Genomic DNA, 21,838 nt, shown 5'->3' with positions numbered 1-21,838 from the left:
TATACATTATGCAACAAGGAACAGTAAAGTTTTTTAATGAAACTAAAGGATTTGGTTTTATCACACCAGACGATAACGGAGCAGATATTTTCGTTCACACTTCAGGGTTAGTTGACCGTATTCGTGAAAACGACGTAGTTACTTACGAAGTTGAAAAAGGAAAAAAAGGATTAAACGCAGTTGAAGTTAGACGAGTTAGATAGTTTAAATTCTCTGTTTGCGGTTTTGCCGTAAATAATCTTAAAAAACCAATTCTCGCTGTAGAATTGGTTTTTTTTATTTTAAAAAATGATGGTTTATTCTAGCAACTCGATGAGAACATTCGAAAAAGTCAGACGTAACCATGGCGCATCAGCTTTCTTCTTATGCATCCAAGTGAAACTTCATAAGCATATTCTTTAAATTTGGCTAAAGCCTTGTTTTTAACCCTTTTTGCGGTATTAAGTACAAGTTCTCCACAGCGTATAAAAAAATGTTTTACTTCATACTAGTAAATCCTTTACACTTATTTTATATCCAATTAAAATCCTTTAAAATTAACAGTAGTAGAATTGGAGCGAATAGTATGGCCATCACAAAAGATTTAAGGGAATACAAATTAGGGTAAAGCGCTTTGTTTTTATTCCACAACTGCCCTTTTATACATGTATGGACGATCGTATACAGGCACAACAATACTAATACATAGACTAAAAATCGACTTATCATAGGTAGGGTAAAATAGCAAGGCATTCACTTTGTATTATCTACGCTTTGGTAAAAGCTCAGAAACAAATGCTAAAGGTACACATTACTCTTTCGTTAATCATGTAGATTTTTTTATTTAAAATAGGGTTTTTTTTTTACAGGAGATGATTTTGATTTGAAGAGCGGATCATCTTCAATCAGAAAATAAAATAGTAAATCGCTAAGGAGTTGAAGGGAGTAAAATTACGTAACAAGCGCAAAAGTTGAGGACTAAAAATATAGCTTTTGCGCTAAACGTAACATATATGATTTTTTCTAAATCAAGGAGATTCTTGTTTTAAAAACTACTAAAGTCAGTCGTTTTAAAAATAATAGAGAGTGCCTCAAAAAGGCACTCTCTGATTTATAGTATCTTTGTACATGTTATTTCCCATTTGAAATAGAACAACAAAACAACAAAACCAAATTCCTTACAAGTAGCCGCTCAAAAGAAATCTTAAAAATAAATCTATTTCAAAAACAAACATCCAAAGAACCATTTATTCTTTTCGAAGCATCCTAAAAAATGCCTCTCTTTCTTATTGAATCAAAGATACTGATTAATTCAGTGAAACCCAACATCAACATCTTCGCTTTTAACAATTATTATCCCAAAAAGATACTCTTTAGTCGCAATGAGTATATTAATTACACTATAAAAACTAAATTTAGTCAGATATAGTAGATAAATATACTAAAAAAACGTTAAGCCACTTGTCTTTTATCTACTTTTGCTTACATTAGCTTTCTATAAAGAAAGTTACTTTCTTAAAAGAAACCAAAAATGACAACGTTAGATCTTCATGCGATTCAACATACGCTTCATTCCATCAATGGAAAATGGAGAGTTCCTATCTTGGTAACCTTGTTTCATATCGATCGGGGGCGTTACTCCACCATACAGCAATGTTTACCTAAAATTGGAAGCAAGATGCTTACCTCTGAGTTAAAAATGTTAGAGCAATTGAATCTCATTGAGCGCATCATTACGGAAACACCTATAACAATAGAATATCAATTGAGTTCCAAGGGAAAATCACTTTATGCTATTTTAGAAGCACTTTCTGCTTGGGGTGAAAAAGAAGCTCCGAGTAGAGCGACACAATTAACAGATGAAAACAAACACGAAATCAATCATTCCTTAACCTTCAACATCTAATATCGAATGGATTTTATTCAAGAATTACTATATAAAAACGAAAGCACTACCGCTTTTTTAGACAAAAAAAGAATGGAGCAATTTACAGATACGCTATTCCATTTTTTATTTCAATTAGAAGACAAGCGATATCATTCTGAGCAAGCGATTAACATCCGATTAAACACGCTAAAGAATGAGATGGTCTCTATTTTATTTAGCATTAATAATTTAGAAAATCGCTCGCATCAAATTGCGACTGATTTTTTTGATGCACTCCCTTCTATTTATACTTTATTAAATACTGATGCCACTGCTATTTTAGAAAATGACCCTGCAGCTACATGCCTTCAGGAGGTACACATTGCTTACCCTGGTTTTTATGCAATTGCTATTTATCGCTTTGCTCATCAATTGCAGCAGCAGCAAGTGCGATTACTACCCCGTATTTGGACGGAATATGCACACAATAAAACGGGAATAGACATTCACCCTGCCGCTAGTATTGGTTCTCATTTTTGCATCGATCACGGAACGGGAATTGTAATTGGCGAAACTTGTGTGATTGGCGCCAATGTTAAGATATACCAAGGTGTTACCTTAGGTGCTATTTCTGTTTCTAAAGACAAAGCCAATACGCGTCGCCACCCTTACATTGAGGACAATGTTGTTATTTACTCAGGGGCTACGATTTTAGGAGGAGACACGGTTATTGGTCACGACTCTGTCATTGGGGGTAACGTATGGTTGACCAAAAGTGTAGATCCCAACTCTATTATTTACAGTAAAAGTAAGGTATATTCCAAGTATACAGACAAATATCCAGAACCTATCAATTTTATTATATAACGACACAAAAAAATATGTTTATGAAAGCACAGACAATTTTAGAAACTATAGGGCGTACCCCTCACGTAAAAATTAACAAGCTTTTTCCAGAAAATATCAATGTATGGATAAAGTTAGAAAAACAAAACCCAGGAGGAAGTTTAAAGGATCGCATTGCTTTAGCTATGATTGAAGATGCGGAGGCAAAAGGAATAATCAATAAAAACACGACTATTATTGAGCCTACTTCAGGAAATACTGGAGTTGGATTGGCCATGGTTTGTGCGGTTAAGGGCTATCAGTTAATTTTGGTTATGCCGGAATCCATGAGTATCGAAAGAAGAAAACTCATGGCTGCATTTGGAGCAAAATTCGTGTTAACCCCAAGAGAATTAGGCACAGCAGGTTCTGTTGCCAAAGCTACAGAACTAGCAGAACAAATGGAAAATGCATGGGTACCTCAACAGTTCAACAATTTTTCAAACCCAGAAATTCACCGTAAAACCACTGCTTTAGAAATCATCAACGATTTTCCAGAAGGAATTGACTACCTCATTACCGGAGTGGGAACTGGTGGACATATTACAGGTGTGGCTGAGGTGTTAAAAGAAAAATTCCCTAAGCTAAAGGTATTTGCAGTTGAGCCGAAAAACTCACCTGTATTAAGTGGTGGGCAACCAGGCCCTCACCCCCTACAAGGTATTGGCGCTGGATTCATACCAAAAGTAGTTAATACGGCTATTTTCGATGGGATTATTACCATTGATAAAGACGAGGCGTTTGCGTATACCAATCGCATCGCTAAAGAAGAGGGTATTTTAGCTGGAATCTCAACTGGAACATCACTTGCTGCTATTGCGAAAAAATTGCCTGAAATCGAAGCTGGCGCTACGATATTAACCTTTAACTATGATACAGGAGAACGCTATTGGTCTGTAGATGATCTATTTGATGAAAAAGCAGCCGAATACAAAGAATAAGTTCTCGTAATACACATCCATACTAAAACCTTTCTATCCTAAAATAGAAAGGTTTTTTATTGGTCCTCCCCTACCTTCTTTCACATAATTCATCCTATTCGAATTTTATATTGTACTTTTGTCTTTTAATAAATAGTAAATTCAGCCTATGTTAAAAAGAACTTTTCTTCTTGCAGGACTTCTAGTTTTATCTGCATGTAAAACAATCCCTTCAAGTCAAGTTACTTCAACAACCGATCCTTTACACAACATTGAAGTAAATGGTAAATTATACGCAGCCGTATTTCAACAGAATGCCGCTGAATATCAAGCCTTAGCTGCACAAGCCTTCAATATAGCTACGTTGAGAGTAGACGAAATCTTAACGCAACAATTTGACAAGCCTTTGGCTATTGTAACCGATATTGACGAAACATTTTTAGACAATTCACCCTATGCTGTTGAAATGGCACGCCAGGGTAAAGTATTCAGCGAAGAGACATGGAATACTTGGACTGCTAAAGGAGAAGCACTGCCTTTATTAGGGAGCTTAGCATTTTTCAATTACGCTGCTTCTAAGGGAATCGAAGTGTATTATATTACCAACCGCACGCAAAATGACAAGGCGGGTACCCTAAAGAATTTAAAGAAGTACAATTATCCTTTTGCCGATGAGCATCATGTGATTGTGCGCACCACAGAATCTAGCAAAGAAACAAGAAGACAAAAGTTAAGTGAAACTCACGAAATCGTTATGCTACTTGGCGATAACCTTTCTGATTTTTCTACTGCTTTTGACAAAAAAACACAAGAAGAGCGCTTGCAAAATGTAAAGCATAATCAAGCTTTATTTGGCAAGAGATTCATTGTTTTACCCAATACAGGATATGGAGATTGGGAATCAGCTTTGTTAGAATACAAACGCAATCTGACAACAGAAGAAAAAGACGAGCTTTACAATAAAAGTGTAAAGGGCTTTTAAACCGACAAAAATAAAAATTAATAACTCGACAAAATGAAAAAATTAGTAGCTATTTGCGCTTTTTTGGCTTTGCCATTTGCAATCAGTAGTTGTTCAAGCGATGACAATTCTGTTATTCGCAAAAAAAGTGATTACGAAGGAACATGGGTAACGGATAGTTTGTTTTATTCAATCCCTAATGGACCATCGATGAAACATAAATTTAAAGAATTCCCAGGAGAAGACGCTGTTGAAGAAGATGTATTAGTTTTAACTAGTGACAAAGCAGTACTAGTTGAAAAAAGAAAACAAAGTGGTGTTCAACCTGATGTAAAAGGGGAAATCAACGCGATGGTTATTACCTTCAATTCGGATGATGCTAGACTTACACCGAGAACGATACAAGCAGTTACAGCATCACAATTAACGGTGCTATACGATATCAATATGAGAGGATTCAATCTTCCTGTTAGAGTTACTTATAAAAGACAATAAGATCACATTAAAAAAAGCCTTCAAAATTGAAGGCTTTTTTTATGTCTTTGTTTATGCGTTGGTTTCTTAGACTTGAGCTAACGTACAGAATTCCTGTAAGGATATCGCTTTTGCATCGCAAATTTTTATTAAGGTGGTTAAGCTAATAGTATAGGTGCTATCATCTCTAATCAAGCGGACCATTTTCTCATCAATGTCGTGATCTCGAGCAAATTGACTGTTGTTGGTGTATTGGCTTAACCACTCATCTCGGATAAACTCCACAATTCTTCTATTCTTATTGGGCATAATAATTTTTTTATTTTTTTTCGGAAAAAAATCCGAGTTTTATTTTTTTTTCCTATCTTAGCAAAAGGATGATCACTACCGACTAATTATTTTAGTTCTCCGCGTATTGATTACCTAAAAGTAGCCAACGCTACATATGTTGCAGGAGGGGATCATTTCCTCGTGCAAACACCTCTAAACACAATACGTTATGTTTTTTTGGAGGAAGTATTTATTTTACGCGATTTTACACCCTAAAAGTAAATATTTTATCATTTTATTCCAAGTAAAAACAACGAATACAACGGGTTTTGTGCGAGGGAAATGCATTGTGATAGTTCGGTTTAAAACGAAAGATTCAAGCGCAAAATAGTCATAATAGTATCGCTATTGTGCTTCAACTATAACTTAGTTACACACTCCCAAACGACTAGGTCATAAAATACAGCATACAAAAGTCTAGGTTATTTGTATGTCTTTGATACTTCATCTTAACGTTTTTTTGTGTTTTCGTCACTTGTTCTAATCTTTGACCTGAGAATTATAATTACATAGCTATAAGGTAAGGCAAACTCTCTATCTGGATTGCACTTGTAGGCATGAATGCAAGAGATGATTATCTCGTTTTTTGTTTGTTTATCCTGCTCTGAGCACTGCTTATGAGCAGGTGAAACAACAGATCAGTATAAGTGTAAGTGTAAAATAAAAGTAATATCAACCCTATTAATTTTAAATTAAAATCATACACTATCTCAATCCCACAATACCTAAAAATCTCAACGTTTTAGCTATAGAACTGCAGTAAAGCGCTTGAGAAAAACCTTGTAAGGATTTACATAAAAGATTATATACCCGAGATAGTAGAAACAGTTTTTTCATCAACCTACGCCAATGCTACGGGATGCAGCAAGCGTGCAGACTTTAAACCTATTTCTCCGTATACGTGGAATATTGTTTTGGGAGACGCAATTTTTTATGGAAGCTGAGAAATAGTTTTTTGTTTTTTTATTTCAATTATAATTACCCCATATATCGCTCTAAATGCGCACTATTTTCATCGTGATTGTTGGATAGCATCCAATTGATTTTACTTGAATGTAGCACCTAAATTATCGTCAAACAACTTCGTTGTCATCTTGGAATACGTCAATGATATTTTGACTGTTCCCTAGATATCCGGCGAATAAAAGTGCCCCTAGATATAAAAACTTCATCCTTTTTTCGTTACTTGATTGACGATTTCCTTCAAGAGTGCTTTGCGTTTTTCTGCGGCTTCTTGCTCTTTCTGTTTTTTTTTCGCAATTTTATCTTTGACAATTTTGCGATTTGAAGCGGTGTTTCTACTCATTTTAGATCAAAAATTCACTTTTACCAAGGCCAAAGGTAGTAAAGTAATCTCAAATCCCCATGAGTATGCTATATTCTTCTAAGACAAAATCGAAGCGATTTACTTTCGAAAATCACCTTTTGAAGCTAGATGAAAACACACGATGCTAAAAGGTTTAATTCGAGGCAATACCATCCGTTTGATCCCCATCGACTGAATAAAACAGCCTGTCTTTATTGCTTTCAAAGCGGGTGAACTAGCCAAAAGTTTACTATATTTGTTTTCAAACACCGAAGACAACATGGATAATTACCTTATTGGTATTGGCAAGCGAATCAAAGAAATTAGGAAGCGAAATAAATATACAATTACTCAGGTTGCGACCAAAGCAGAAGTGAGTAATGGATTAATTTCCAAAATTGAAAACGGCAGAACAATACCCTCTTTACCTGTACTATTAAATTTAATACAAGCCCTTGATGTTGAGGTTGGCGAATTTTTTCAACATATCACATTAGCCGAGAAAGGGAATTATATATTGTGTAAGAAAGAGGATTATACCGTGATTGAAAAAGAAGAAATGGCGGTTGGTTTTGAGTATCGCTCTATTTTTTCTAAGCAACTGAATACTTGCGGATTTGAGACTGTGCTCTTAGAGGTTAAGCCAAATTCAAAAAGAGACAAAGTTGAAACGGATGCCTTTGAGTTTAAATATATGATCACAGGCGAATGCACGTATGTAATTGGAGAAGACGAGGTTGTTGTTCTAGCGGGAGATTCGATTCTATTTGATGGTAGAATCCCACATGTCCCCATCAATCGAACACAAGAAAGCTGTCTGATGTTGGTGGTTTACTTTTTTTATGATAAAAACGATTAAATACAATCAAAAAGGGATAGCTTTACTTCAAATGCCATCCCTTTTTTTGCTATAATCACTTTCTACACTAACAAATCTTGTAACTCCACGAGTGCATTAACAATGAGAGTTGGCTCGGCCGTTTCAAGTAAAGCTCTATTTTGAGCCCCTGTTAAAACACCCACTACCATTCCGCAGTTTGCATTTTTCCCTTCTTCAATATCAATGATGGAGTCACCCGCTTTGAGTACCTTTTGAGCATCAACGATATCAAACTGCTTCATCGCCAGTTGTATCATTTCTGGAGATGGTCTTCCCACCTTTACATCATCGGACGTAATTAAACCATCTATGGTAGTTCCTACTCGCCAATTCAACTTATCCAACAGTTTATTGGCTGTTTTGGCATCATACCCCGTGTTTAAAACCACTTTGATATTCTGCGCTCTTAACACTTTAAAAAAGTCCTCCATTCCATCAAACGTCTTGACTGGAAAAATAGTGTAGGCATCTTCCAATTGTTTTTTAAAATTTCTAAAAATCAAATTCGCTTGTTGCTCTACCTCTTTTTCGTCTGTACAGGCATGGAGAATATCTTTAATCGCTTGTAACTTTTCTTTTCCAGCTCCATGGATTAAGGTTTGCTCCAAATTCACTTCATACCCCTCCTCTCGAATTACCTTACACACGGTTTTGTAAACTAAATTATCTTCGTCAACCGTAGTTCCTGCCATATCAAAAACCACTAATGCTATATTTTTCATTTTTATTTAAATAACGTATTAATATTCTCTTTTGCATATCCTGCACTTCCTGTCATTCCTTTTCCCCCTATTCCCGTTACAAGGTGTATATTTTGACCGATGGTTTGATTAAAGATATCTGCATTTTTACATTGCGCATATACTCCAAACCAAGTGTCTCTAATTTCGTAACGAGGTAAATCAAATATTTTCTTGGCTTCTTCCTGCATAAAATCGTTGATTTCCTGTTTGATATCGAAGCCTAGTTCATCCATATGAGCAGCATCGGCGTATTCATGTGAATCTCCGATGATGATTGATCCATCTGTCGCTTGTTTAAACAAAATATGCACCCCCCATTTTTTCTCTAAACTATCTTTAGGCTCTCTTGCTTTAATTGCTTCAAAAGAAGGACATTCATAAAAAGCTTCGTATCGACGAATGGATAACCCTGTCAATATGGATCCCTTTAACTGATAGTTATTTGGTTGTGCAACCGTTTGCATCATTTGCAGTTTAGTCACCTCCATATCACTTTGTTCAAATACGCTGGGAAATAGCGTTTTAAACTCCGAACCACAACAAATAATTACTTTCGTTGCTTGGAGCACTTGCCCCTTTGCCGTTGTTATGGTTACTTGATCGGGTTGTTCCTCACAGTGAATCACTTGCATTTGATACGCGAAAGCAACACTTAAACGCTCTTGCATATAGCCGTGCAAACGATGAATCATGGTACGCGGTTCTACCGTCACCTCTTGTGGAAAGAACAAACCTCCTTTTACATAAGATGCTTTTACACCTTCATATCGCTGCAAACACGCTTGTTTCGTCAATAAGGTTGATTCATAATCATTTGCTTTATTTATTGCATGCAGCTCTTCTAACAAGGTTAATTCCTCTTCATTCGAAGCTAAATATACAGAGCCATTGTTGCGGACTGACAAATCAAATTGACCTTGTAGCTCTTTGTATAGTTGCAAGCTTTCTCTTCCATAATTTTGCCATTTGGTATTCATACCTGATGGAACCACTTGTCCAAAATTTCGAACCGTCGCGCTCATCGGTTGTTTATCTTTTTCAATCACCAATACACGCAATCCTTTTTGTGCTGCGTGGTAAGCGTGAAAGGTTCCTAAAACCCCTCCACCCACGACGATTAGATCGTATTTACTATTCATATCTACTGTATTATTACGCTGTTTAAACGGTTATATTATTTAAGATTGGTTTTTTTTCTATTTGCTTTTTAAAGAACCATACCACACCTAGTGCCACAATTAAAATCGCTAGAGCCGATTCGATATTCAATCGGATAAAGAAATCCGTCCATCGTTGTTCAAAACCGACTATTTCTTTCAGCAATAGGACAATTACACTGCCAAAATAGCCCAAGGAATCTGCGAAATAGAATAAAAACCCCACATTTCCTTTAAAGCTCAACAAGGCCACTAATCGCTCAAAAATCAAACAGTGGAACAAAATATAAGGCAGATAGACCCCAATGCCCGAAACAATCATCCACACAATTGCCGATACTTGTCCTTCTTTAAAGAGTATCGTTGTACTTACCATGGCTAAAGCCCCGGCTACCGTCAGGTAAATTCCAATATTAAACGCCCTTCTATTGTCTTTAATTAACACACAACAAGCCGCTATGACAAGTACAATGAGTGCCACGGGAATTTCCGTTAACGTAATCAGGTTAGGAGCCCCTGCTGCGCCTTGTTCTTCCCAGAATTCTACCACGAAATTATCTCTAAAATCTCGAACGATGGTTAGAATGACATAAATCAATACCAAACCCAAATACCCCAAACCATTGGCTTTCAAAAAAGCTTTGCGATCTTTTTTGTACATGGGTTTTCGCTCACTTCGAGCCTCAATATCATGTTGTGAAGGACCTTTACATTGATTCATAATAAAAGAACACAAGAGAAAGAGTGGAAAAAACAATAAACCCGTTAGAAAAGGCATATCATATTCATTTACCTCAAAATTGGCGATGAGCAATAAACCCACCGTTTTCACAAATCCTGTTGAAAAAATAAAAGTAGCACTTAAAGCAGCTGCTAAAAGCTCTGTATTCTTGCGTCCTTCAATATAGGAGAAAACGATTCCGAAAATCATTCCCAAGGGCAAGCCATTTAAAAACAAGGCTATAAACTTCCACTGAGAAGGCAAAATAGCAAAGAGCCCCAACATCGCTAAACCAAAAGTTGTTGCACCAATCAGCCAATATAATCGACTGCTTTTTGACATTTCGGAGACAATCTTAATTCCTACAAACTTGGAAATCATATACCCCAATACTTGGCTGATAACAAGTAAAATCTTAGGATCTATATTCAAAAACACATGCATATCTTCATATTGTCCTGCTAAGAAAGACTTGCGAACCGCATACATACCGGTATAACAAATAAAAACAGAAATCAATAAGAACCAGGTTTCCATATTTTTACTATTTGTAAACTTAAATAACTTCATCAGGCTATTATTTTATTATTTGTAAACAAATGTAATAGAAAGAATAGAAGCGAATATTACCGAATCGTAAACTTTAGGTTACCATTAAAAACCTCAACAACAACCTAAAAACAAAGTAATTACCTTTACAAAACCAATATACACAACAAAACAAGAGAGGATATTCCGGTTGTATTAAGGCAAAAATAAGCCGTTGTCCCCTCTTTATCACAAAACACAAATAGTTACAAATAGTAAAAATATGACAGTAAAAAATGCAACAGCATTTGTTTTTGATAGCAGCACAAAAACATTTGAATCCAAAACAATCACACTAGGCTCTACAGCAGAAGGAGAAACAGTTGTTGAAATCCTCTATACAACAATCTGCACAAGTGATTTACACACCTATTGTGGCAGGAGACCGTTGGACTCTCCCACCATATTAGGACACGAAATTGTAGGGAGAATTACACATCTTCCTACAAATACCACTCGTGATTACACCAATCAACCTTTAGCCCTTGGCGACCTCATCACTTGGTGTGTTTACACCTATGATGAGCATGATCCATTCGCTCAAAAAGGCTATCCACAAAAATCCATTTCTCTTTATAAATATGGGCATCATCCTTTTAAGAACAAGGAATTAAACGGAGGATTTGCCACGCACTGCATTTTAAAGCAAGGAACAGCCCTTTTCAAGCTGAATTCCAAATTAAGCCTAAAAGAAGCCGCTCCCCTTAATTGCACCCATGCTACCATTGCCGGTGGTATCCGACTAGCAGGTCCTCTCCGAGATAAAACCGTGCTGATTTATGGCGCAGGGATGTTGGGACTTTCAGCGGCGGCCCAAACATCAACCGCAGGAGCTAAGCAGGTTATCCTTTGTGACATCAATGCCGAACGCCTTGCTATAGCGAAAAAATTTGGCGCTCATTTAAGTTTAGACAGTACCTTACCGACAGAGGAAAAGAAAAAAATACTCGCTGATTTACAGCTAAGTATTGATATCGTGCTAGATACAACAGGAATTCCCGCGGTGATGCAAGAAAGCATTGAGCTTCTTGATATTGGAGGGATAAGCATATGGATTGGCGCTGTATTTCATCAGGACGCCACCCCCATTAATGCAGAACAACTTGTTCGAAAATTACTAACCATCAAAGGGTTGCACAATTATATCCCAGAAGATCTTGCTACAGCCATTCAATTTCTAGAAGAACACCATACTCATTTTCCCTTTGGAGCATTAGTTCATTCCGAATTTCACCTCAAAGACTTAGCTGATGCTTTTCAAACCGCTTCCACTGGACAACATTTTCGGGTAGGCATTACTCCAAATACGAAATAAAAAAAAGACCTGATTTCATGTAAAATCAGGTCTTCTTTTTTTTCTACTTTTCTTTTATAATTCCCACTTCAATCCTAGCATTCCCTTGATTCCGTAGTATTCTACTTGTAAAGGGCGACTAGAATCACCATAGTAATATTCTAATTTTGAGTTCAGTAAGTTATTTGCCTCAACGAAGAGGGTAAAGTTTTTACTCAACTTATAGGTAATATTTACATCTAAAGAGGCATAATTCCCATAATACACATCATCTCTTGACAAACCACTTGCTCCGTGTTCGGTAATATATTTTCCTTTGAAATTATAGGCCGCACGCACATTCAATCCCCCTTTTTCATAATACAATTGCGCATTAAACAAGTGTTTCGCCTGACGTGGCAGAGACGTAACCCCTGCTCTGGAAGGAATTTTCATTTCGGATTTGGTAAACGTATAGTTCGCCTGCATTCCAAATCCACTCCAAAAACCAGGTAAAAAGTCAAACTTCTTATTTCCGCTAATTTCCGCACCCAACAACCAAGCATTATCCCCATTTCTAGGTTGAGCCATTTCAACTCCGCTGATTCCATTATATGTCCCTTGTTCAGCATTAACAAAGATAGGGTCTGTAATTTTCTTATAAAACAATCCTCCTGAAATCACATCCAATTCGCCAAAATAATGCTCTGCCATTAGGTCAAAATTATAGGCATAAGTTGGGTTAACCGATGGATTTCCACCGATATATTGATTATCCGCCGCCAAATACGTTCCACCTGGGGCTAAATACCCAAAATCTGGGCGCGTAAATGTTCTCGTCATTGCCAGGCGAAGATTGGTATTGTCATCCATTGTATATTTCAAGTGCAACATGGGCAATAGAGACAAATAATCTTTTCTATCCTTTACCTTGGTTAGTTTCCCTTCCGTTTGCCCTTCGTCTTGTTGGTAATTATACCCTTCAATAGTCGTATTGGTATGCGTCGCTCTTAATCCTCCCAAGAACGTCAATTGGTCATTGATTTTATAAGTCAGCATTCCATATGCAGACGAATGTTGTTCTCTCACCTTAAAGTTGCGTCCTAGTCCACGTCCTTCTGCTAAAATTTCTGAATCGCCTTTCAACAAAGCCAAATCCCCATTAAAAAAGTGATTGTAGTAAAAATCTTGCATCCCTTCTTTTGACAATACTGGTCCAAAACTGTTGCCAATCGTTGTATTCAATGGTTTTAAATAATCCGAAGCCCCAGGTTGCCCCACCAAATAGGGTTGCTGATCAGCCAACACCGGAGCACTTTGCGCACCTGCCCATCCATAAAACTCGTCAGCAAACTCAGCCGATCGCTCTTTATCAACGAATTTAGCTCCAAATTTCCATTTCAATCGATTCGAAGATTCCCATTCGTAATTTACAGAAGCTACAATATTATCTCTTTCTTTTACCTCTACTTTATAAAGCTGAAAGTTCGTAAACTTCATTTTAGCTGGATCTTCCACAAAAGCAGCATCTCCCAAATAATCGAAGATATTATCCTGATTCAGAGCCCCTTGATCCGTTCCCCAATATGCGCGCATCCCCTTCCCTCTATCTTCTAAAAGAGCAGCATTAAAAGGAACTTGATCTTGAGTGTACATCATCGCTAAATAACTGTGATTGGCCTTATCTGGAATATTGCCATAATAAAACGCTGTTCGATAATGCCCCAAGCTCCAATCCAACTTTCCTTTAGTCAATTGATGTTCTCCACCTACTTCACCACCATAGAAATCAAAGTTCAAATCATTGACGATATTTTGCAATTCAATTCGCCCCGTATTCGTTGTTGCATTAAATTTATCAAATCGGATACGTCTTTTATAGTGTAATTCTTTATCCAATAGTTTCCCATAATTCAACCGGGCAAACAATTTAGAATTTTCACTCCATTTATATTCCAATCCTGTGTTTACCCCTGTTGTTTGACGTTCTCCCGTATAATCTCTCAACTCCAATCGATAGACACCTTCATCACCTGAACGCCTTGCTTCAAAGTTATCTGTAGCCCAGTTTCGATTCCATCGCGATGCGTTGACGATATAGCCAAATTTGCCATTCTTTGAACGATCACCCACTGTAAAACTACCGCTGTACACCCCTTTATTTGAAAGTTGATTGTACCCCATTCCTACAGCAGCATTTAATACAAAATCTGCAGGAGCCGTTTTGGTGATAAAATTCACACTACCCCCTAAAGCATCCCCATCAATATCAGGTGTTAATGCCTTAAAAACCTCCACATAACCGATTATTTCTGTTGGGAAGAAATCGAAAGCCGTTGCTCTACTCGCTCCTTCATCCGCAGCTGTAGGCAATCGATGACCATTCATTGTTGTGGAATTCCACTCAGCAGGTAAACCGCGAACAGCAACATAACGTCCTTCACCTTGATCGCGCTCAATAGAAACTCCTGGAATGCGCTGCACCGTTTCTGCTGCATTTCGATCGGGTAATTTACCAATCCCATCCGAGGCAATAACATTCACCAAGCTAATCGAATTCTTCTGCATATTAATTGCTTTAGCCTCACTCAATCGCTTCGCAGACGTAATGACAATCTCATCCAAATTACTTCCAGCAGCATTCATCTGAAAAGTATAGTTGTCTTGTTGAGTCAAATCCACCACTTCCTGCTTGTCGTTGTAACTGAAATATTTAAGCCGAATTTCATACTGTTTTTCATCCAAGTCCTGAAACAAAAAATAGCCATTCAAATCTGTTGCCGTGTGTTTATTCTCTTTCACAAGGGCTACAACAACGCCAGGTAAGGGCTCTGCTCCGTCTAATACTCTTCCTTTTAAGACTTTATTTTGAGCGATCATGGACACAAAACTCAAAGATAAAATTAGACATAGGGTAAACTTTGTATTCATAGTACCGTTTTATTTTTAGTATTTAACGATACAAAACTGAAAATAATTTTTACTATTTGTCACTATTTTAGATTAACAAAATTTTATATCTATATGAATAAAGCACAGTAAAAAATACATTACTATTACCAAATAGTTAATCTAAAGCTACTTAAATATTAATTTGAGCTAAATCGAAAGGAACGCTATTTTTACAAGGAGTAAAACAAACTCTTTTATTTTAAAAAGTTTACTATTTGTAAAAAATCAATAAAAGATGGCTTGGTTTAGAGTCCTCGATTATTGATTGATTTTTTAGCTTAGAAAAAGCGTATACCTATTCCTCGCGGGATTTAGTTTTATTACAACCAATAACTAGACAATGTATTCCAACAATTTTTATAATTCCCATCTTGTTATCAAACACAATATCCCTAATTCTATTTTCTGTTCAGCATTTTACAAGCCCCATCCGAAATAAGCAATAGCCCACCCGCAAGCATGATGCAATCTTTTAATACCAATCGGCCTGCGCCTGATAAATACGGAAAGTCATAATTTGGGGTAGGAAAATCCCCTCCTAAGTTGGGAACGTACACCTCTGGCGTAGTGAGCAAAAAACTCAGTGTAACCAAAGACATGCCCACTGTAAGCAGTCCCCCTACTACTCCAATCTTGGGAAACCAGATGCCTAGTAGTACCAAAACTCCAATCACACAAATTACGAAGCCTAAACCATAGGAAAAAAGATAGGTTCCATTGTGCGTATGCCAGTCTACGTTTTGTTTGACTGTTTTTCCCTCTGGGTTTTTATATAAATTGTAAGCCGCTACTTCTTTTCCATCGTCTGCCAACACGCGATCATTGGCGTGCTTATAGAAGAAGCTCATTAGAGGACTATTGGCTACAAAGGGTACGATGCCATCCGCTTCGTATTGAAATACTTTTAAACCGCCAATCCACACCATAACTAGGCAGATGGAAATGCGTAATCCGTTGAAAAAATTGTTTTGTAAATTGGCGGCCAGTTGAAGAAATTTCGTCATGTTTTTAATTCAAAAATACGCAGGTACCTCCAACAAAAACATGGACAAAATGGGGTATTACCTAGACTTTTTTGCCACAATAGAAATCCCAACCTCTTTTCGAAATTGGCTAGGTGATACGCCCGTTGCCTTTTTAAAGTAACGGCTAAAGTAAAACTCATCTTCAAATCCTAGAGCGGTAGCAATTTCCTTCATGGGTTTGGTTGTCAAATGCAGTAGTTTTTTAGCTTCCAACACCAAGCGTTCTTGAATGAGTTGAGTAGGCGTTTTTCCATATATTTTTTTGATCTTCTTGCTAAAACTAGCTAGGGCAATCCCATTTAATTCAGCGTAATACACCACGGATTTATGTTGAGCAAAGGACTGCTCCAACTGATGTTTAAACTGGAGGCAATCCTCTTCTAAGTTGTAGTCCCACTGGTGGATTTCTCGTTGCTTTTCTCTGTTAACTAAAGCCAAGATCAATTGCAAATAAGATTTTAGAATCGAAACATTATAGGCTAGATTAGTTTCCTCAACTTCCGCAATTTTAGTGAATAACGACTGAATTTCCTCGTAAAAAGTAGCTGAAACACCAATAAAAGGTGCATGGTAGATGTTATTGAATAAAATTCCATTGCAAGCGACTTCCTTTTTATGGTATTCAATGCAGTAAAAATCTCCGTGAAAACACAATATTGTTGTGCTCTTGCCCTTGACTTCTAACCATTCTAACTGTTGAAAAGGCGACATGAATAAGATGGTCTTTCCTTGACAGTGATAATTCTTTTGATCTAGCGAAAAAGCAAAGCCCCCATCCAATAAGAGGATGTAGTAATAGGGGGCTTGTATGTTTTCTACTTCACTTGTAGAGAAATAGTGGGAGATTTTAATTGTGCTGTTCAACGTGTTTTACTTTTATAATGGGCATCTGTTTTTAGAATTCTAGGATAAACTCTTCTTTTGGAACCCTCACCTTTTTCATCGGTGCAATCCAATCGTTTTCAGCATCTGCATACCCTACATACATTAAAGATACACTTTTTAAGCCGTATTGCTGTAAATCTAACACTTGATCAACCACTGCATTACTGAATCCCTCCGCTGGTGTAGAATCAACTTTTAATTCTGCCGCTTGTGCTAAAGCTAACCCCAATGCAATATAGGTCTGACGCGCTGCATGTGCAAAGTTGACTTCGTCGGGTTGATTTAAATAGATCTCTTTTAACTTCGTGGTATAACTCTCAAATCGCCCTCTTGGCAATCCTCTCTGATCAGTTGTAAAGTCATACACCGTATCAATCCTTTCTTGTGTATACGTATCCCAGGCTGCAAAAATTAATACATGAGAACAATCCCTCATACATTCAGGATTCAAAGCTCCTTCTGCCAACTTATCTTTTATCGCTTGATCTCTCACAACCAGCAATTTAAACGGCTGAAGTCCCGAAGACGTAGGCGCTAATCTCGCTGCCTCAATAATTTTATCGATCTGTTCTTCACTTACTCTTTTGGTTGCATCATACGCTTTTACGGCATGGCGCCATTTTAAATTTTCTAGTAATGACATAGTTTTATTATTTTAAAATTAGTAAACACAGTAGGGATAAAGAAATGGCTTGTCGTATTCTAGCCGAGATCTTTACTCCATACCTCCTTTTCATTTTTGTTTATTTAGAATTTTGGATACGATATTTTTTAATTCTAGGAGCTCACTTTCTGTCACTTGCATAGACTCCATTAGTTTTTGTGGGATATCTTTAGCCTTTTCTTTTAGCGCCTTTCCCTTTTCTGTTAAGGATAATTTTACCACACGCTCATCCTCCGGCCCTCTGGTTCTGATGACCAGTCCCTTTTGTTCCATTCTCTTGAGCAAAGGCGTTAGTGTACCACTATCTAGAAACACTTTTTCTCCCAACTGACCCACCGTTTGCTCTTTTTCCTTCCACAAAACCAGTAGTACAAGGTATTGCGGATAAGTAAGATCCAAGCATTCTAAGTGGGGACGGTACTGACTGACGATCTCCTTAGCTAACGCATATATCGGAAAACAAACCTGGTTTTCAAGCTCTAACGCATCTTTCATCTGTTTGAAATTATAAACTGTTAGACAAAGGTATACTTATTATATTGTGCACAATATAGTTTTACAAAACATTAATAGTTCTGCCTTTTTCCTATGCCCTTATACTATAAAAAAAAATCTCTCGTATTCCCTTGCTACTCTACCATTCGGATTGCTTATGTTCTGCTTTCTCCATCCAACATAGGAAAACCCCCAATTTTAGGGATAGGGTATCCTCCAATAAAAAGTTACCTTTACTCTTGAATAAGACTCAAAAGAAAATAAGGAGCCCTGACAACATGGAACGCAATCAAAACAGCACTGAATATCCAACGATGAGGATGAAAAAAAAGCATAGCCTACAACTAGCGTTAACTGCCCTGTGTATATTTCTGGGGGGTACAGCAAAAATTAACGCCCAAGAATCCCTTTTTGGACCTTCAATCAGCTATCAATACCAAAACAGAAGTATGTTCAAAGCGGGGCTTTACTATGCTACAGAACTCAATTCGAGTCATATCGTCAAAGTAGATGCTACGGCTAATTTGACGTGGGTTGAGGGTAAATTTGTTGTTATTCCTGAAGTAGCGGGAACTTACTATTCTGAAATGTACTATATCGGTTTATTCGGACGTGCGGAACTAACGCCCTATACCGTAACCCCGAAAGTGGGATTGTCCTTTGCGACCTTTGTTGAACTGGACTTTGGTTACGGAATATCGATCGCCAAAAAAGGCAACCTCCACCCCATCGAAGGATTTACTACGTCTGTGCGTTTTAATTTTCCAATCAACACCAAATTGTAATTGTACGGTATATAAAATCCATAATTCAACTGATCGCAAGGTACACTTTTGAATTCGATCAATCGTACGAGATACTTTATTACCTCCAAGTCCTGAAACAACAAGCAGTCATCCCCGCCTGTTGTTGTTTGTTTATTCTTTTAAAGAAACTAACTATTTTTCAATAACATCAACTTATATTCGCGTTTGTTGCTCTTTGGATTTCTATCTAGGAACTCGTAGTTTTCAAAGTCCGCTAATACCGCTTTAAATCTAGTCGTTGCTTCTTCTATACTCCAAGAGGTCGGAAAGTAAAAACCTTCAAAAACAGCATCAGTAATATGAGCTTGAAACTCGTGTATATACTCGTAAAATCCTCCATAAGCTAAAGCGATATTCCCCTCCCACTTGATATCCCAAGTACCCTGATCAAGCGGTGTAAAGACAAGTCGATGGTTCGCACATAAATCATGCCCCAACAAATAAATTCCAAAGGCTAAATCACTTTCTATTTTATCATCGGACAAGGGAAGCGCATCCAGCGAAAATACCTTATTATGCAAAGCATCAAAACGAAAAGATTCGCCTTTATCGCAAAGTAAAATCCCCTTTTCATCTGACCAATACACAGACGATAAGATACACTGGTGGTAGTTGTCCCAAACACTTTTAGATTGCCATTCCACTAGGCTTGTATAAGGAGTATCATCCTCTAGTTCTTCTTCTTCCTCTTCACTATATTCTTCTCCTTCACTTCGATAATAATCTTGTGTTTTAAGATGAAGGTCAAACCACAATTTTCCCGATTCATCCAATCGACCTGACCAAGTAAACGCTTCGATTTGATGCTCTTTCGGGTAGGCGCTAGCTATAAATTTTATTGTTCTCATTGTTATGCTGCATTACATTCCATTACCATATGGTTTGAATTCTTACACAAAAGTAAAGCTTTACAAGAAAAAAGAACAATTTGTTTTCGTATAAAAACGGAGGTATCTCTACTGCATCACGCCATGTTTCCAAGCTAGCAAAACGAAAAATCCCTGTGAATTTTGCACGAAGCTTCTGAATTTCACCTCTACACTAGGGAGTGTTGATTTGATAATCCACAATTACAAAGCTGAATCGAAGATGGAATGGAAGTATAATGCAATATAAAATTTTAAACAATGTGATATAAATTGCTTTTTTTACTACACTAATAATCAGCCTATTTTTAGCTGGTTTAAACTAATTATCTTTAATTTTACTACAACCAAAAAATAATCTCTTTTTGCAATTATGAATAAACAATCGCTAAAATATGCGCTTTATTCCACCTTCTATGCTTGGATAGCTATTTTCTTGTTCTTGTATTTTATTTATGGGGTTAAACTGCCACATACCCTCTCAAATGTAATGTATTCCATTCCCCTATTGAGTACTTTTTTAGCTGGCCTCTATCTCTTCAAAAGAATTAAAGAACCTTGGCTATTGGGAATTGCCCATTATTTACTCGCCCATGCATTTGTGTTTTTCTTGTTTGTTATGCTAACATTTTTGGAGGATTTTACAGAACAAGGTTTTTCTAAACACAACATAATAAACTCCTATCAAACTGGAGCTAAAGCTGTAACTTTTAGTTTATTTGGCATCCAACTTGTTTTACCTACTTTTGTACTTGGTGGCTATTTTTCTAAAAAGAAGATTAAGTAAAACAAGGCGCATTTACCTCAATCAAGGTTATAGCGACTGCTGAACGGCTTTTCTGGTTTAAGACTAATTTAGTAAATGCAAAGATTCTTATACAGACAAAGTAATTAATTGCTATTTTCACTGCCAATCATCCAGGAACCCCACCTTGTACCAAGGGCATTAACTTTCATCAATTCGACAAATTCATGCGACAATTCCTTCGAAAAAAAGACATTCAAATTTCAAGTAAGCGATACTTTATTGATGCTATGGGGGCTATGGCCTATGGCTTATTTGCCACTTTACTCGTGGGAACCATTCTCAAAACAATTGGAGAAGAATTTAATCTTTCTTTTTTAAAAGAGGTGGTTTGGCCTTTTGCGAATCAGGCGACTGGTCCGGTACTCGCCTTGGCTATTGCCTATAGCTTACGAGCGCCTCAATTGGTTTTATTTTCTTCTGCGGTTGTGGGAGTAGCCGCGTATCAATTGGGTGGTCCCTTAGGTGTTTTTGTTGCAAGTATTATCGCTGTAGAAGTAGGAAAAGCAGTGGCGGGAGAAACGAGACTAGATATTGTAATAACGCCCATCGTTACGGTTTTAGTGGGTGTAGCCTTGGCGCAATTAATCGGACCGAGTGTCAATCAACTGATGTTATGGATTGGACAAGTGATTATACTAGCAACGGCATCTAACCCCCTCATTATGGGCATGGTGATAGCCGTAGTCGTAGGTATGGTGCTGACCTTACCCATTTCCTCGGCCGCCTTGTGTTTGATGTTGCAATTGGATGGTTTAGCAGCCGGAGCCGCTACCATAGGGTGTTGCGCTCAAATGATCGGATTTGCTACCATTAGCTACAAAGACAATGGCATCAAAGGAGTACTAGCCCAAGGACTGGGTACCAGTATGCTACAAGTGCCCAATATTTACAAGAATTGGAAGATCTGGATTCCACCAACCCTAGCATCAGCTATACTAGGTCCCCTTGCCATTTTGTTTTTTGACATGCAAAATACAGCCTTAGAATCGGGCATGGGAAACTGCGGACTAGTGGGTCAAATCGGAACTTTTAACGCCATGAAAGACTCCTATTCCTCTTCTTATATTATCCTCACTATAGTAGGCCTACAGTTTATAGGCCCTGCGATTTTATCTTACCTGATTTACTATGTCATGAAAAAGAAACAGTGGATCAAAGAGGGAGATATGAAATTGTTTTAGTGCATGGAGGTGTCTCTATCTTCGATTAAAAGAAGTGTAATAATCAAAATAAAAAAGAAATAATACATTGAT

General features: G+C 37.3%; 22 protein-coding genes. 11 read left to right on the top strand and 11 right to left on the bottom strand.

What is annotated here, in order from left to right; genetic code table 11:
- Window positions 1–8 precede the first annotated feature (8 nt).
- From FBR08_RS13805 to FBR08_RS13780, 6 genes are all read left to right on the top strand, one after another.
- Window positions 9–203 (top strand): cold-shock protein, encoded by a 195-nt coding sequence (locus tag FBR08_RS13805; protein WP_002991706.1) that lies wholly within the window; start codon window positions 9–11, stop codon window positions 201–203.
- Window positions 204–1,510: 1,307 nt separating this feature from the next.
- Window positions 1,511–1,885 carry a winged helix-turn-helix transcriptional regulator gene (locus FBR08_RS13800; protein ID WP_158963247.1) on the top strand — a complete coding sequence of 125 codons (375 nt, stop codon included), beginning with the start codon at window positions 1,511–1,513 and terminating at the stop codon, window positions 1,883–1,885.
- 6 nt (window positions 1,886–1,891) lie between these two features.
- Window positions 1,892–2,713 carry a serine O-acetyltransferase gene (locus tag FBR08_RS13795; protein ID WP_158963246.1) on the top strand — a complete coding sequence of 274 codons (822 nt, stop codon included), beginning with the start codon at window positions 1,892–1,894 and terminating at the stop codon, window positions 2,711–2,713.
- Window positions 2,714–2,733: 20 nt separating this feature from the next.
- Window positions 2,734–3,672: a cysteine synthase A gene (gene cysK / locus FBR08_RS13790; RefSeq protein WP_158963245.1), complete on the top strand. Its 939-nt coding sequence runs from the start codon at window positions 2,734–2,736 to the stop codon at window positions 3,670–3,672.
- 148 nt (window positions 3,673–3,820) lie between these two features.
- The gene (locus FBR08_RS13785; protein ID WP_158963244.1) at window positions 3,821–4,633 is read left to right on the top strand and encodes a 5'-nucleotidase, lipoprotein e(P4) family; all 813 of its coding nucleotides are present in this window, start codon (window positions 3,821–3,823) and stop codon (window positions 4,631–4,633) included.
- Between the two features lie 33 nt (window positions 4,634–4,666).
- Window positions 4,667–5,107, top strand: coding sequence for a hypothetical protein (locus tag FBR08_RS13780; protein WP_158963243.1), 441 nt, complete (start codon window positions 4,667–4,669; stop codon window positions 5,105–5,107).
- Window positions 5,108–5,173: 66 nt separating this feature from the next.
- Here FBR08_RS13780 and FBR08_RS13775 read toward each other — a convergent pair whose 3' ends face one another.
- Window positions 5,174–5,395: a helix-turn-helix domain-containing protein gene (locus FBR08_RS13775; RefSeq protein WP_158963242.1), complete on the bottom strand. Its 222-nt coding sequence runs from the start codon at window positions 5,393–5,395 to the stop codon at window positions 5,174–5,176.
- Window positions 5,396–6,584: 1,189 nt separating this feature from the next.
- Window positions 6,585–6,722: a hypothetical protein gene (locus tag FBR08_RS16780; RefSeq protein WP_199268603.1), complete on the bottom strand. Its 138-nt coding sequence runs from the start codon at window positions 6,720–6,722 to the stop codon at window positions 6,585–6,587.
- Between the two features lie 280 nt (window positions 6,723–7,002).
- Here FBR08_RS16780 and FBR08_RS13770 point away from each other — a divergent pair, with 280 nt between their 5' ends.
- Window positions 7,003–7,581: a helix-turn-helix domain-containing protein gene (locus FBR08_RS13770; protein ID WP_199268602.1), complete on the top strand. Its 579-nt coding sequence runs from the start codon at window positions 7,003–7,005 to the stop codon at window positions 7,579–7,581.
- Window positions 7,582–7,643: 62 nt separating this feature from the next.
- Here the strand turns inward: FBR08_RS13770 and FBR08_RS13765 are convergent, their stop codons facing one another.
- Genes FBR08_RS13765 through FBR08_RS13755 form a run of 3 tightly spaced genes read right to left on the bottom strand, consistent with a single transcriptional unit; the run spans window position 7,644 to window position 10,793 of the window.
- Window positions 7,644–8,324, bottom strand: coding sequence for a phosphonatase-like hydrolase (locus FBR08_RS13765; RefSeq protein WP_158963241.1), 681 nt, complete (start codon window positions 8,322–8,324; stop codon window positions 7,644–7,646).
- Window positions 8,325–8,326: 2 nt separating this feature from the next.
- On the bottom strand, window positions 8,327–9,484 hold the full coding sequence (locus FBR08_RS13760; protein WP_158963240.1) for a TIGR03364 family FAD-dependent oxidoreductase: 1,158 nt from the start codon (window positions 9,482–9,484) through the stop codon (window positions 8,327–8,329).
- 22 nt (window positions 9,485–9,506) lie between these two features.
- Window positions 9,507–10,793, bottom strand: a complete 1,287-nt coding sequence (locus FBR08_RS13755; RefSeq protein ID WP_158963239.1) for a DUF5690 family protein — start codon at window positions 10,791–10,793, stop codon at window positions 9,507–9,509.
- Window positions 10,794–11,034: 241 nt separating this feature from the next.
- On the opposite strand from FBR08_RS13755, the gene FBR08_RS13750 reads away from it, so the two are divergent.
- On the top strand, window positions 11,035–12,126 hold the full coding sequence (locus tag FBR08_RS13750) for a zinc-binding dehydrogenase (protein ID WP_158963238.1): 1,092 nt from the start codon (window positions 11,035–11,037) through the stop codon (window positions 12,124–12,126).
- 54 nt (window positions 12,127–12,180) lie between these two features.
- Here the strand turns inward: FBR08_RS13750 and FBR08_RS13745 are convergent, their stop codons facing one another.
- From FBR08_RS13745 to FBR08_RS13725, 5 genes are all read right to left on the bottom strand, one after another.
- The gene (locus tag FBR08_RS13745; protein WP_158963237.1) at window positions 12,181–15,015 is read right to left on the bottom strand and encodes a TonB-dependent receptor; all 2,835 of its coding nucleotides are present in this window, start codon (window positions 15,013–15,015) and stop codon (window positions 12,181–12,183) included.
- Window positions 15,016–15,434: 419 nt separating this feature from the next.
- On the bottom strand, window positions 15,435–16,040 hold the full coding sequence (locus FBR08_RS13740) for a DUF417 family protein (RefSeq protein WP_158963236.1): 606 nt from the start codon (window positions 16,038–16,040) through the stop codon (window positions 15,435–15,437).
- A 57-nt stretch (window positions 16,041–16,097) separates the two neighbouring features.
- The gene (locus tag FBR08_RS13735; protein WP_158963235.1) at window positions 16,098–16,925 is read right to left on the bottom strand and encodes a helix-turn-helix domain-containing protein; all 828 of its coding nucleotides are present in this window, start codon (window positions 16,923–16,925) and stop codon (window positions 16,098–16,100) included.
- Window positions 16,926–16,956: 31 nt separating this feature from the next.
- Window positions 16,957–17,589, bottom strand: a complete 633-nt coding sequence (locus FBR08_RS13730) for a nitroreductase family protein (protein ID WP_158963234.1) — start codon at window positions 17,587–17,589, stop codon at window positions 16,957–16,959.
- 90 nt (window positions 17,590–17,679) lie between these two features.
- A complete protein-coding gene (locus FBR08_RS13725) occupies window positions 17,680–18,105 on the bottom strand; it encodes a MarR family winged helix-turn-helix transcriptional regulator (RefSeq protein WP_158963233.1) in 426 nt (141 codons plus the stop codon).
- 320 nt (window positions 18,106–18,425) lie between these two features.
- Here FBR08_RS13725 and FBR08_RS13720 point away from each other — a divergent pair, with 320 nt between their 5' ends.
- Entirely contained in the window at window positions 18,426–18,890 is a 465-nt protein-coding gene (locus FBR08_RS13720) for a hypothetical protein (protein ID WP_233266120.1), read from the top strand.
- A gap of 149 nt (window positions 18,891–19,039) precedes the next feature.
- Here FBR08_RS13720 and FBR08_RS13715 read toward each other — a convergent pair whose 3' ends face one another.
- Complete coding sequence (locus FBR08_RS13715) at window positions 19,040–19,759, bottom strand: hypothetical protein (protein WP_158963232.1); 720 nt, start codon at window positions 19,757–19,759, stop codon at window positions 19,040–19,042.
- Window positions 19,760–20,150: 391 nt separating this feature from the next.
- Between FBR08_RS13715 and FBR08_RS13710 the strand changes: the two genes are divergently transcribed.
- A complete protein-coding gene (locus FBR08_RS13710; RefSeq protein ID WP_158963231.1) occupies window positions 20,151–20,564 on the top strand; it encodes a hypothetical protein in 414 nt (137 codons plus the stop codon).
- Between the two features lie 185 nt (window positions 20,565–20,749).
- Window positions 20,750–21,766 (top strand): PTS transporter subunit IIC, encoded by a 1,017-nt coding sequence (locus FBR08_RS13705; RefSeq protein WP_158963230.1) that lies wholly within the window; start codon window positions 20,750–20,752, stop codon window positions 21,764–21,766.
- Window positions 21,767–21,838: the final 72 nt, after the last annotated feature.

It is taken from the genome of Myroides fluvii (genome assembly GCF_009792295.1).
Taxonomy (GTDB): Bacteria; Bacteroidota; Bacteroidia; order Flavobacteriales; family Flavobacteriaceae; genus Flavobacterium; species Flavobacterium fluvii_A.
This window is presented reverse-complemented; position numbering and strand designations above follow the sequence as displayed.